This window comes from Pigmentiphaga sp. H8 (assembly GCF_003854895.1).
Lineage (GTDB): Bacteria > Pseudomonadota > Gammaproteobacteria > Burkholderiales > Burkholderiaceae_B > Pigmentiphaga.
The window spans coordinates 3,965,392-3,977,383 of sequence record NZ_CP033966.1; the positions used below are offsets into that span (position 1 = coordinate 3,965,392).

The following is an 11,992-nucleotide window of genomic DNA, read 5'->3' on the forward strand; positions in this document are numbered from 1 at the left end:
TGTCCCCGTGGCTTTGAACCGCCTAACGCGCGTCCCAGGCCGGCATCGGATACTTGGGCTGCGTGATGAAGCCCTTGGCCCCATAGACCTCGGCCAGCTTGTCGCCCTGCACCTGGATCACGACCTGCGGCAAGTCGATCTGCCCCTGGGCATTGAAGGCGATGGGGCCATACAGGCTGTCGAAGCGGGTCTTGGCCAGGGCGTCGCGCACTTTCTGCGGGTTCAGGCTGTCGGCGCCTTCCATGGCCCGGACCAGGGCCTGGACGTCGGCCACGCCCGAGGCCGCATGGTAGTCCGGGTCATAGCCATACTTCGCCTTATAGGCCTGGGCGAACTGCTCGGCGTCGCCGAACCAGCGGTCCTTCAACGCTGCGGACGGCAGCCATGCCGTCATGCCGAAAGCGTAGTCCGCATCGGCGCCAAGCGCCTTGCGGAAGTCCTCGGACGGGACACCGACCGTGAACGAGTACAGCTTGGGCGCGACGGCTAGACTCTTGGCCTGCCGCACGAAATTCAGGATCTCCGTCTCGTGCCCGGCCACCAGGACCGCATCCACCTTCTTGCTCTTGATCTGCGACAGGAGCGAGGCGAAGTCCGTGGCGTTGGTGCTGTAGCGCTCGTCCATCGCCACCTGCAATCCCGCGGACTTCAGCAGCGGACGCGTGCCCTGCGCGACCGACACATCGAACGCGTCGTCCGCGTACAGCAGCGCCACGCTGGCCGGCACGGGCTTGAGCGCCTTGAGCATGTCGACCGTGCTGCCGAAGTAATTGCTGGCGGGCGCCAAGGTGCCGAATATGTATTTGAATTTGCGCGAGAAGATCTGGTCCGAAGCGCCACCGCCCTGCACCATCGGCACCTTGTATTTTTCCGCGACGGCGGAATCGGCCAGCGCGAAGTTGCTGGCGAAGGGGCCCAGCAGCAGGTTGACCTTGTCCTGGGTCACGAGCTGCGTGTACTGGCGCACGCTCAGGTTCACGTCGGACTGGTTGTCGTAGATCTTGAGCGCCAGCGTGTGGGGCACGCCCCCGATCTTCACGCCGCCGGCGGCGTTGATCTGGTCGACCGCGATCTGGTAGGCATCGCGGTAATAGCGTCCGGTGTTCGCGACGGGGCCGGTGAGCTGGATGGAGGCCCCCAGGACGATGGTGGGAGCAGCGGGGGCTGCCGATGCGCCGGAGCACAGGACAAACGCCAGAGCGGGCAAGGCCCGCAGTAGATGTCGAGACATGATGATGTCTCCTTTCGAACCTATGGCGTCCATTCTCGGGCGCATATCCTTACGTTCGCCTGAACCTCGTGCCGATGATGCGCCGACTCCCCCGTCCCATCTGCTATCGTTCCCCACCATGACCACCGCCCCCGCCGACTCCTCCACCGACGACCGCCCTCGTGTCGAAGCCGTGGAGCGCTCCCTGCTGCTGCTCAAGTGCTTCGAGAAGCCGGGCGAGGCGCTGTCGCTGGCCGTGCTGGCGCAGCGTTCGGGCCTGTACAAGAGCACCATCCTGCGCCTGGCGTCCTCGCTCATCCACATGGGTTTCCTGCAGCGCGATGCCATGGGGGTGTTCCGGCTGGGCCCGGAATTGCGCCGCCTGGGGGCGCTCAGCCACAGCCAGGTGGATCTGGCGCCGCTGATGCGGCCGGTGTTGCTGAAGCTGTCGGCCCAGACCCAGGAAACGGTGTCTTTCTACGTACGCGACGGCGACGAGCGCATCTGCCGCTATCGCGTCAATTCGCCGCGCTCGGCCCGCCACCATCTGGAGGAAGGCACGCGACATCCGCTGTCCAGCGGCGCGGCGGGCAAGATCCTGCGGGCTTTCGGCGGCGAACCCATGGATGACGCGGAAGCGATCCGGACGCAGGGGTGGACGGCTTCGTGCGGCGAGCGCGATCCCGACCTGGCGGCGGTGGCCGTGCCGGTGCGCAACGCTCAGGGGGAACTGCTGGGCGCGCTGGCTGTGTCGGGGTTGATCTACCGTTTCACTCCTGAGCAGATCGAACTGGCGCGGCGCGCGCTGCAGGAGGCCGTGCGCGCGCTGGAACCGCGCCTGCCACCCCTGGAAATGACCGATCTGACCGACCAGGGCTGATCCCGCCGCGACGATCGAGCCGCCAGTTCGATACCGGGCTGGCTTTTTTTTCGCCTCAACCGTTCTATCTAACAGAATTTATTCTTCTTGACAGAACGAATGGCACTGACCAGAATGCCTGCATCCGGAAAGCACTGCCGCTATCACGAGGAGACCAGAGATGTTGAGCGAAGCGATGAACGAACGCCTGACCCGGGTCGGGCCCGGTACCCCCTGTGGCGAGCTGATGCGCCGCTACTGGATCCCGATCTATCCCTATTCCCAACTGCTGGAAGATCCCGTGCGCAAGGTGCGCATCCTGGGCGAGGATCTGGTGCTGTATCTCGACAAGAGCGGCCAGATGGGCTTGGTGGGAGACCGTTGCCTGCATCGCAAGGTGGACCTGAAGTACGGCATTCCCGACGAGCACGGCCTGCGCTGCCCGTATCACGGCTGGTTGTTCGATCAGTCGGGCAAATGCACGGAGCGGCCCATGGAGCTGCGTCCGCACGAAGAGATCAAGCACAAGCTGGTGGCCTATCCGGTGCAGGAACTGGGCGGCCTGGTGTTCGCCTACATGGGACCGTCGCCGGCGCCGGCGCTGCCGCGCTGGGACATGTTCGTGTGGCCCAATGCCATTCGCCAGATCGGCATCACGGTCATCGACTGCAACTGGCTGCAATGTCAGGAGAACACGGGCGATCCGACCCATAGCGCGTGGGCCCACGGCCATCTGTTCGAGTACGAGCTGAATCGCAGGGGCAAGCTGCAGGAGCGCAGTTCGGACAGCCTGCACACGCTGCACCAGCGCAAGCGCGTGGGCGTGGGCATCAAGGAAATCTACGCTAGCCAGTCCGAGCACGGCTTCCGCAAGGGAATACGTTATTCGAAGGAACTGGGCGCCGATGCCGACAAGGACCAGGAGCACTCGACGGTCATCTTCCCGTTCTATACCCAGACCGGCAAGACGGGAGCGCCGCGCAGCGAATACCAGATCCGCGTGCCGATGGACGATACCCATACCTACCATATCTGCTATCAGGTCTACGCCGCGCCGCCGGGGGTCGAGGCGCCCAGGCAGGATGTGGTGCCCTATTACGTGCCGCCCACCCACGACGAGAACGGCCGCCCCATCCTGGACTACGTGCTGGCGCAGGATGCGATCGTGTGGGTGGCGCAAGGCCCGATCGCGGATCGCAGCACGGAGCTGCTCGGCCGTACCGACCTGCCCATTATCGTGCTGCGCCGCCAGCTGGACGAACAGATCACACGGGTCGAGCAAGGCCAGGAGCCTATCAATTTCTTCCGCGAAAGCCCGGACATGATCCACCCGACCGGCTCGCCGCCCGACTACAGCAAACCCGAAACGCTGAACAAGCACGGCTTTCGCAAGTACTACCACAAGGGGTTCGCGAACGACGACGCCGACCGCTACGGTCCGCTGATCGAAACCGTGAAGGAACTGCATCGCGCGATCGAGGAATTCGAACTGCGCCGGGCCGGCGACACGGTGGTCTCGGCATGAGCGCGCCCGCACGGCTGTCCGGAGAAGACGCGGCCCTGACTCCGCTGGATCAGGCCAAGCAGACCCTGATCGCCGCCGGCCGGGTGCTGGCCGCCCATGGGCAGGGCGATATGACGCGCGGCCACATCTCGGTGCGCGTGCCCGGCGATCCCTCGCTGTTCCTGATGAAGCCCCACGGCTTCGGCTTCGACGAAATGACGATGGACAACATCGTCACCTGCGACCTGGAGGGTCGCAAGGTGGCGGGCCACGCCGGCCGCCACAGCGAGGTGTTCATCCATTCGGAGATCTACCGCGCCCGGCCCGACGTGGAGAGCGTCCTGCACGCGCACCCTGCCCAGGTAGTGGCATTCACGGCCACGGGGCGCAAGCTGCGGCCCATCAGCCAGCCGGGCGCCGTCTTCGCCGAGGGCGTGCCGGTCTACACCGGCAGCATCGACCTGGTCCGCACACCCGAGATGGGGGCCGACGTGGCCGCCGCGCTCGGCCCCTGCAAGGCGGTGCTGATGCGCCACCACGGGATGGCGATCGCCTCGCGCAGCGTGCAGGAAACCGTGGTGCTGGCGCTGATGCTGGACGAGGCCTGCACCATCCAGCTCCTGGCCGAGGCCGGCGGCGCCCGGCTATGCGAGGAGTTTCCGGCCGACGACGTGATGAAGCTGCACGACAAGCTGAACCGGCCCGCGCAGTTCGGCATCAATTTCGACTATCTGCATCGCTGCGCGCTGCGGCGTGGAGCGACATGATGCGATACCGGCGCATGGGCCGCACCGGCCTCGCGGTGTCCGAGATCGGCTTCGGCTGCGGCGGCAACGCCGGGCTGATGTTGCGCGGCACGGCGGCCGAGCAGGCCCGCATCGTGGCACGGGCGCTGGAACTGGGCGTTAATTATTTCGACAATGCGCCCGATTACGGCGACGGCGCGGCCGAACGCAACCTGGGTCGCGCGCTGAAAGCGGCGGGCGCACGCCCGCTGCTGTGCTCGAAGGTGGAGATCCGCCGCGCGGACCTGGACGACATCGCCGGCCATGTCGTGCGATCCACGGAAGACAGCCTGCGCCGGCTGGGAGTCGATGCGCTGGACGTGCTGCAGATCCACAATGCCCCGTGGCACGAGGCGCCGGCGATGGAAGGCGTCTATTACGCCCGGTTGGGCATCGATGATTATCTGCGCGACGGCGGCGTCCTGGATGGCCTGGCTCGGCTACTGCGCGACGGCAAGGTGCGCCACGCGGGCTTCGTCTGCCGCGGCGACGACGTGAACGTGGCCCGAAGGTTGTTCCAGACCGGGATGTTCGGAATGATCAACGTTCCCTATACCCTGCTCAACCCGACGGCCGGCCAGGCCCCGCCCCCTGGCCTGAATGTGGCGCGCGACGGCGGCGGCGTGCTGTGCCATGCGCGCGAGGCGGATGTCGGCGCCGCCATCTACAGCGTGCTGGCGGGCGGCTTCCTGAGTGACGACAGCGCCGCGGGGCGCCCGCGCCACCCGGTGGCGCGAACGGTCGACCCCGCGGCCGGGGCGGTACGGCTGAACATGGAGCGGGCGCGCAGTCTGCGCTTCCTGGCGGCGGACACCGGCGGCACCCTGGCACAGGCGGCCTTCCGCTTCGTGCTGTCGCACCCTGGGGTCAGCACGGCGCTGGGGGGATTCTCGGCCATGGAGCAACTGGAGGAGATCGCCGCAGCGTCCGACGCCGGCCCCCTGCCCGGCTCGGCCCTGGCCGCGCTGGAGCGCGTCTGGCGCACGGACTTCGGACTGGCCACCGCCCTGCCGTAACGCCCCGCCGCGCCCTAACGCGACATCCATTTTCGCTCGTTGGCGTTCTGCTCGAAATGGCGGGACATGAAGTCGATGAAGGCCCGCACCTTGGCCGGCAGGTGCTTGCGCGTCTGGTAGGCGATGTTGATCGACAGCAGCGGCAGTTCCCAATCCTCCAGCAGCGGCACCAGCCGGCCTTCGCACAAATCGTCGTACACGGCATACATGGGCTGGATCAGGATGCCCATGCCATCCAGCGCGGCCACCTGCAGCAGCAGGCCGTCGTTGGCTTCCAGCAGGCTTTTGACCTTCAGCACCTGCGTCTCGCCGCCACGCGAGAAATGCAGTTCGTTGGGATGCTGTACATAGCTGTACAGCAGCAGCTTGTGCTGCGTCAGTTCATCGATGGTGCGCGGCGTGCCATGGCGCGCCAGATAGGCGGGAGACGCCACCACGACGCGGCGCGTGCGTGCCAGCCGGCGCACGGTGATATTGGATTCGACCTCGTATTCGCGGGTGCGGATGGCAATGTCGATGCCGCTTTCGATGAAATCGAAATAGCGGCTGGCCGATACCAGTTGCACATCCACCTCGGGATAGAGCGCCATGAACTCGGGCAGCAGCGGCAGGATCAGCTTCATGCAGAAGAGTTCCGAGCTGGTGATGCGCAGCGTTCCCGACGGATGCAACGCCGTCGCGTTGATGGCGGCCTCGGCCTCGCGCATGGTGCCCAGCGCCTGCTTGCACTGGTGGTAGAAGTCCTCGCCCGCGGCCGTCACGCCCAGGCGCCGCGTGGTGCGATCCACCAGCCGCACGCCCAGCCGCTGTTCCAGTGACTCCAGGTAACGGCTGGCCGTGGCGTTCGACACGTCGATCGCCTCGGCCGCTTTCGACAGGCTACCCAGTTCGGCTATCTGCACGAACAGTTCGAATTCTGCCCATCGGTCCAATGTTCCGTCTCCTTGCCGGGGGAATGCGCGCGCCGCGGAGGCCGGCGGCTTCATGCGAAAAAACTGAAAAAGACAATTGCAGTCGGGGCGTTCTTCTTCTCATGACGCGACGATATATTGCCTGCTATCGAGAATAACTCATAGCGAGAGCGAGACAGCCATGCAGCCCCCCTTCCCGCCGGCCTAGGTCGCCCCTTCCGGGCTCCGGCCCGGCCCCCATCCCATCGCGCATCGATGCGGCCCACGCGGGCCGCAGGCCACCGGCTTGCCCGCGGACGATGCGCCGCTCCACTCCAAGTTCGAGGAACCCTTATGAAGCTTGAAGGCAAAGTCGCCATCATCACCGGCGCCGGCCGCAACATCGGCGAGGAAACCGCCAGGTTGCTGGCCGCCGAAGGCGCCCGCATCGCCGTGGTGGACATGGACGCCGGGCGCGGCGCCCGGGTCGCCGCCGACATCCGCAAGGCCGGTGGCGATGCCGCCGAGTTCGTGGTGGACATCGCCAGCGAAAGCGACGTGCGCGGCTTGATCGATGCCGTCGCCGAACGCTGGGGGCAGGCGGCCGACATCCTGGTCAACAACGCGGCCATCTCCGACAACAAGCACGTGCTGGATATCACCAAGGAAGACTGGGACCGCGTGATCGCGGTGACGCTTACCGGGCCTTTCCTGCTCAGCCGCTATTTCGCCAAGAAACTAGTGGAACAGCAGCGTCCGGGCGCCATCGTCAACGTCGGCTCGACCTCGGGTTTCTACGGCCGCAAGCGGGCCGTGGCCTATGCCGCGGCCAAGGGCGGCGTGGCCAACCTGACGCGCGCGCTGGCGGTCCAGCTGGCGCCGCACGATATCCGCGTCAATGCCGTGATCCCGAACAAGATCGGCTCGCCCGTGGGCAAGGACGAATTCGATCCCACCCGGCCGGTGGTCAACCTGCGCGGCCGCGTGGGCGTGCCGCTCGACATGGCGCGCGCCGTGTTGTTCATGGTGTCCGAGGACTCGGACTTCATCGTTGGCGACATGCTGTTCGTCGACGGCGGCGTGACCTCGATGATGGCGGGGGAATGATGGACGCTCCCGTGCATCGCTATCGCCTGGGCGTGGACGTAGGCGGCACGCATACCGACCTGGTGGTGCTGGACGTGGCCACCGGCGAACTGATGGTGGAAAAGGTTTCCAGCACCCCCGAGAACCCGGCGCTGGGCGTGCTGAACGGCGTGGCGCGCTTCGTCGAACGCGGCGTGGACGTCCGCCGCATGGAATTCTTCGCGCACGGCACGACCATCACCACCAACGCGCTGCTGGAATCCCGCGGCGCCCGCGTCGGCCTGCTGATCACCCAGGGCTACCGCGCCGTACAGGAAGTGCAGAACCAGGCGCGTGACGGCAACCTGTTCGACTATTTCTACGCCAAGCCCGAGCCCATCGCGCCGCAGCGGCTCACGCGCGAAATTCCCGAGCGTTCGGACCATGCCGGCAACGTGCTCGTGACGCTGGACCATGACGCCGTGCGGCAGGCGGCACGCGAACTGCGCGAGGCGGGCGTCGAATCGATCGCCGTCTGTTTCCTGTTCTCGTTCATGAACCCGGCCCACGAGGAAACCGCCCGCCGCCTGATCCATGAGGTATGGCCCGAGGTCCACGTATCGCTGTCCAGCGAGGTGCTGCCGCGCATCCGCGAATGGCCGCGGCTGTCCACCACCTTGCTCAACGCCTATCTGGAGCCGGTCCTGGTACGCTACATCGCCCACCTGAACAAGGGGCTGGACGAGTCCCGCCTGGGCACGCAGCAGCGCTTCCTGATGCAATCCAACGGCGGCGTGATGCCGTTCACCGCCGCGGTGGGCGGCGGCAAGACGGTCCATACGCTGTTGTCCGGGCCCGCCGCCGGCGCCCAGGCCAGCGCCTACCTGGCCGAATCGCACGCGCAGCGCGGACTGGTGACGCTGGACATGGGCGGCACCAGCGCCGACATCGCCTTCATCGAAGGCGGCATTCCGCTGGAAGTCACCGAGGGCAGCATCGCCCGCCGCCAGGTGGACGTGCCGGCGCTGGACATGACGACCATCTCCGCCGGTGGCGGGTCGATCGCCTGGGTCGACGGATCGGGCTTCCTGGCGATCGGCCCCCGCAGCGCCGGCGCCACCCCCGGCCCGGCCTGCTACGGACGCGGCGGCACCGAACCGGCCGTGACCGACGCCGACCTGGTGTGCGGCTGCCTGAATCCCGACTACTTCCTGGGCGGCTCGCAAGGCCTGGACGTCGCGGCCTCGCACGCGGCCATCGAAAGCCGCATCGCCCAGCCGCTGGGCATGACGGTGATCGAGGCAGCGGTCGGCATCCGCCGCATCGTCGACATGCGCATGGCCGACGAGGTGCGCGTGTTCGCGGCCCGGCGCGGCGTCGACCTGACCTCGTTCACGCTGCTGCCCTTCGGCGGGGCCGGCGCGGTGCATGCGGCCGCGGTGGCCGAGGAACTGGGCATCCGCCACATCCTGGTGCCGCCCCGGCCGGGCGCGTTCTCGGCGCTGGGCCTGCTGTGCACCGACGTGGTCCACGACTACATCCGCTCCGACCTGAAGCCGCTGGCCGACCTCGAAGCCGGGCACGTCGAATCGGTATTCCGGCAACTGGAGGACAAGGCGCGCGAGGAACTGGCCGCCGAAGACATGGACGTGCGTTCGGCCCGTTTCCTGCGCGAGATGGACTTGCGCTACACCGGCCAGGGCTATGAACTGCGTACGTCGCTCGACGGCCTGTACCAGGACCAGGTGAATGCGGCCACGCTGGCGGCGGCGCGGCAGCGCTTCGACGAGCGGCATGCGCAGATCCACGGGCATGCGGCAGCCAACCGGCCGGTGGAAGTGGTGAGCTACCGCCTGCGCGTGCGCGTGGCGGTACCCAAGTACCAGCCGCGGGAGCAGCCGGGCGGCACGCCGCGCCCGGCCGCCGACGCGCTGAAAGGCCGGCGCCAGCTTTACTTTGCCGGCCCGGAGGCGCTGGACGCGTCCGTCTACGAGCGCGATCGCCTGGACGTGGGCGCCGTCATCGCCGGCCCCGCCATCGTCGAACAGTTCGACGCCACGACCATCGTGCCGCCGGGCTGGACCGGCCGCGTCGATGGCTATCACAACCTGATGCTCGAACACGGAGAAGCCTGATGGATGCCATTACCGTCCAGATCCTGCGCAACAAGGTCGCCAGCCTGGTCGACGAAATGCACTACCATTTCTATCGGTCGGGCTACTCGTCCATCATCCGCGAATCGCGCGACTTCAGCTGCGTCATCCTGGACCGCGAGGGCCGCCTGATCGTCGCCCCGCCCATGTTCTTCCACGCTCCGGTGTACCGCCATCTGGTGGGCCGCATCCGGGCCCTGTACGACGGCGGCGAGAACGGCGCCATCCACGACGGCGACGTGTTCGTGTCCAACCATCCCTACGAGGGCGGACTGCCGCACGTGTCGGACATGGCCTTCGTGGCGCCGGTGTTCGCCGGCGGCGAGATCGTGGCATTCGCCGGCTCCATCGCCCACAAGGCCGACGTGGGCGGCACCGTACCGGGCTCGACCTCGGCCAACGCCACCGAGATGTACCAGGAAGGCCTGCTGCTGCCGCCGCTGAAGATCCACGCGGCGGGCCAGGCCCTGCCCGACGTCGAGCGCCTGATCCTGGCCAACAGCCGTCAACCCGAGCTGGTGCGCGGCGACGTACGGGCACAGATCGCCATCACGAAGATGGGCGCGGCACGGGTGGCCGAGCTGTGCGAACGCTTCGGCAGCGACACGCTGACCACGGCCTTCGCCGCCATCCTGAAAGGCGCCGCCGACGAGCTTCGCGCGGCGCTGGCGGCTCTGCCCGCCGGCACCGCATCGGCCGAGGGCCTGTTCGACTCGGACGGCATCGACATCGACAAGCCGGTGCGCCTGGCGGTGACCATCACGGTCGAGGACGGCTCGGCGCACTTCGACTTCTCGGACAGCGGCCCCCAGGCGCGCGGTCCGATCAATCTGCGCCCGCCCATGGTCGAAGCCTGCGTGTTCTATTCGCTGCTGGGCAGCCTGGGGCCGCACCTGCACTTCAACGACGGCATGCGCGACGTGCTGACCTTCACCTACGCGCCGCGCACGGTCACCAATTCCGAGGCGCCCGCGCCAGTGTCGAACTACCAGATGACCAACCTGAAGCTGGTGGACGTGATCATCGAGGCGCTGGCGCATTTCAATCCGGGACGCGCCGCCGCCAACGCCGGCTCGTCCAGCGCGCTGGGCATCCTGTGGTCGCGCGGCCGGCAGGGCCAATCGAACCTGCAATACGAGATCATGGGTTCGGCCTACGGCGGCGGCATGGGACACGACGGCGCCTCCGCCACCGCCACCCACCTGAGCAACCTGCACATCACGCCGATCGAGATCCTGGAGTCGGAGAATCCCTGCCGCATCCGCCGCTTCGAACTGGTGGCGGATTCGGGCGGCGCCGGCCAGTGGCGCGGCGGCCTGAGCTACCAGCGCGAGTACGAGCTGCTGGAAGACGCCGTGGTGATCCGGCGCTTCGACCGCGCGCGCCACGCGCCCAACGGCCTGAACGGCGGTGCGGCAGGCAGCCGCAGCCGCTTCGTCCTGCGCCCGGGCACCGACGCCCAGCACGAGGCCACGCAGTCGGGCCGCTTCGAGCTCAAGGCCGGTGACCGCTTCGTGCTGCAGAGCGCGGGCGGCGGCGGCTTCGGCGATCCGGCCAGGCGCAGTCCCGCGGCGGTGGCCGCCGACGTGGCCGAGGGCTATGTATCGGCCACGGCAGCGCGCGAACAGTACGGGCAATCGCTTTCTTCTTCATTCGACAACGCGAGGAATCCATGACCCGCAACAAGGAACGCGTCGGCATCGTCGGTGCCGGCCGCATGGGCCAACCCATGGTCAAGCACCTGGTCCGGCACGGCTATGCCGTGACCGCCTTCGACATCAGCGCGGACAATCTGGCCAAGACCCGGGAGCTGGGCGCCGCGACCGCCGCCGGGCCGGCCGAGCTGGGCGCGAACGTGGACTTCGTCATCCTGGGGGTGGGCTACGACGCCGAGGTGAACCAGGTCACCCAGAGCCCGGGCGGATTGCTCGAGACCCTGCCGCGCGGCGCGGTGGTGGCCGTGTCGTCCACCGTTGCCCCCGACACCGTCAAGGCACTGGCGGCCCGGGCGGCCGAGCGCGGCGTGGGCGTGCTCGACGCGCCGATCTGCCGCGGCCGATGGTTCGCCGACGAAGGCAAGCTGCTGGCGCTGTTCGGCGGCTCCGCCGAGGTCGTGGACCGAGGACGCAAGGTCTACGGCACCTTCTGTTCCGACATGGTGCACCTGGGCGAGGTCGGCCACGGCCAGGTCGCCAAGGCGATGAACAACCTGCTGCTGTGGATCAATTCCATCGGCCTGATCGAAGCCGGCCGCATCGCCGAATCCACCGGCATCGACCTGCCCAGCCTGCGCGAGGCGCTGATGATGAGCTCGGGCAAGTCGCAGGCGCTGGAGGACTGGGAGCAGACCAGTTTCACGTGGGCGCTGAAGGACATGCAGATCGTGTCCATGATGGCCGATGCCGCGGGCCTGTCGCTGCCGGTGACCGGCGCGGTGCGTGAACTGGTCAAGGATGCGCGCCGGGTCAAGGCCACCAACCCGCCGGGGTGGTCCGGCAAGCCCGCCTGAC

The 11,992-nt window shown here is 67.6% G+C and carries 10 protein-coding genes; 8 read left to right on the forward strand and 2 right to left on the reverse strand.

The features are described 5' to 3' along the window. Positions 1-22: 22 nt before the first annotated feature. Positions 23-1,231, reverse strand: a complete 1,209-nt coding sequence (locus EGT29_RS18785) for an amino acid ABC transporter substrate-binding protein (protein ID WP_124690404.1) — start codon at positions 1,229-1,231, stop codon at positions 23-25. Between the two features lie 118 nt (positions 1,232-1,349). Here EGT29_RS18785 and EGT29_RS18790 point away from each other — a divergent pair, with 118 nt between their 5' ends. From EGT29_RS18790 to EGT29_RS18805, 4 genes are all read left to right on the forward strand, one after another. Continuing rightward, positions 1,350-2,090, forward strand: coding sequence for an IclR family transcriptional regulator (locus tag EGT29_RS18790; RefSeq protein WP_124690405.1), 741 nt, complete (start codon positions 1,350-1,352; stop codon positions 2,088-2,090). Between the two features lie 160 nt (positions 2,091-2,250). Then, positions 2,251-3,594, forward strand: a complete 1,344-nt coding sequence (locus tag EGT29_RS18795; RefSeq protein WP_124690406.1) for a Rieske 2Fe-2S domain-containing protein — start codon at positions 2,251-2,253, stop codon at positions 3,592-3,594. Beyond that, the gene (locus EGT29_RS18800; RefSeq protein WP_124690407.1) at positions 3,591-4,340 is read left to right on the forward strand and encodes a class II aldolase/adducin family protein; all 750 of its coding nucleotides are present in this window, start codon (positions 3,591-3,593) and stop codon (positions 4,338-4,340) included. Before EGT29_RS18795 ends, EGT29_RS18800 begins: the two co-directional genes overlap by 4 nt. Further along, entirely contained in the window at positions 4,337-5,374 is a 1,038-nt protein-coding gene (locus EGT29_RS18805; RefSeq protein WP_238160095.1) for an aldo/keto reductase, read from the forward strand. Before EGT29_RS18800 ends, EGT29_RS18805 begins: the two co-directional genes overlap by 4 nt. Positions 5,375-5,388: 14 nt before the next feature. Here the strand turns inward: EGT29_RS18805 and EGT29_RS18810 are convergent, their stop codons facing one another. Beyond that, the gene (locus tag EGT29_RS18810) at positions 5,389-6,306 is read right to left on the reverse strand and encodes a LysR family transcriptional regulator (RefSeq protein WP_124690408.1); all 918 of its coding nucleotides are present in this window, start codon (positions 6,304-6,306) and stop codon (positions 5,389-5,391) included. Between the two features lie 312 nt (positions 6,307-6,618). On the opposite strand from EGT29_RS18810, the gene EGT29_RS18815 reads away from it, so the two are divergent. From EGT29_RS18815 to EGT29_RS18830, 4 genes are read left to right on the forward strand one after another with little or no spacing between them, the layout of a single operon-like run. After that, complete coding sequence (locus EGT29_RS18815) at positions 6,619-7,371, forward strand: SDR family NAD(P)-dependent oxidoreductase (protein ID WP_124690409.1); 753 nt, start codon at positions 6,619-6,621, stop codon at positions 7,369-7,371. Further along, a complete protein-coding gene (locus EGT29_RS18820) occupies positions 7,368-9,464 on the forward strand; it encodes a hydantoinase/oxoprolinase family protein (RefSeq protein ID WP_124690410.1) in 2,097 nt (698 codons plus the stop codon). Before EGT29_RS18815 ends, EGT29_RS18820 begins: the two co-directional genes overlap by 4 nt. Then, entirely contained in the window at positions 9,464-11,158 is a 1,695-nt protein-coding gene (locus EGT29_RS18825; protein ID WP_124690411.1) for a hydantoinase B/oxoprolinase family protein, read from the forward strand. The genes EGT29_RS18820 and EGT29_RS18825 overlap by 1 nt, the downstream gene beginning before the upstream one ends. Beyond that, on the forward strand, positions 11,155-11,991 hold the full coding sequence (locus EGT29_RS18830) for an NAD(P)-dependent oxidoreductase (RefSeq protein ID WP_124690412.1): 837 nt from the start codon (positions 11,155-11,157) through the stop codon (positions 11,989-11,991). Before EGT29_RS18825 ends, EGT29_RS18830 begins: the two co-directional genes overlap by 4 nt. The last annotated feature ends 1 nt before the right edge of the window (position 11,992 follow it).